The sequence below is a fragment of the Rhodococcus zopfii NBRC 100606 = JCM 9919 genome (assembly GCF_001895025.1).
Taxonomy (GTDB): Bacteria; Actinomycetota; Actinomycetes; order Mycobacteriales; family Mycobacteriaceae; genus Rhodococcus; species Rhodococcus zopfii.
This window is the reverse complement of the sequence record NZ_BCXI01000142.1, coordinates 1-745: the sequence shown is the minus strand read 5'-3', so window position 1 is coordinate 745 and position 745 is coordinate 1. Positions and strand designations below refer to the sequence as shown.

Annotated in this window: 1 protein-coding gene; it reads right to left on the bottom strand. The window is 65.8% G+C overall.

Translation table 11 applies throughout. From position 1 onward, the window contains the following. Positions 1-745, bottom strand: a 745-nt coding sequence (locus RZ1_RS29500) for an AMP-binding protein (RefSeq protein WP_139282089.1), incomplete at both ends; no start/stop codon positions are given.

Below are 745 nucleotides of genomic sequence, written 5' to 3'. Positions count from 1 at the left end.
CACCCCCCGTCGCTCCGCTCGCCCCGGCAGTGACACCCCCCGTCGCTCCGCTCGCCCCGGCACCGAAGGGATTCGCCACGAACCGATCCGCCGTCAACTCCGGACGACCGAAATACCCCCGAGCCAACTGCACACCCGACAGATACAACTCACCCGCAACACCCACCGGCACCGGACGCAAACGCTCATCGAGCACAAACGCCGACACATTCCACTCCGGCACCCCGATCGGCACACCCGCCACATCCGCAGCCGACACCTCATGCCAGGTCACCGACACCGCAGCCTCGGTCGGACCATACAAATTGAACAACCCCACACCAGGATTCACCGACCGGAACCGCTGCGCCACCGACCCCGGCAACGCCTCACCGATCGCCAACACCCGACGCAACGACGGAGCCAACACACCCGACCCCGACACCGATACCTCCGCCAGCAACGCCTCGAGCATCGACGGCACCACATGCAACGTCGACACCGACGCCGACCGCATCAACCCCACCAGATACGCCGGATCCCGATGACCCTCCGGCTCCGCCACCACCAACCGGCCACCGGAAACCAACGCCGACCAGAACTCCCACACCGACAAATCGAACGTCGCCGCAGTCTTGAGCAACACCGCATCATCCGGCCCCAACCCGAACGCCGCGACCTTCCACACCAACTGATTCGCCACCGCCCGATGCGGCACCGCCACACCCTTCGGACGACCCGTCGAACCCGACGTGAAGATCACATA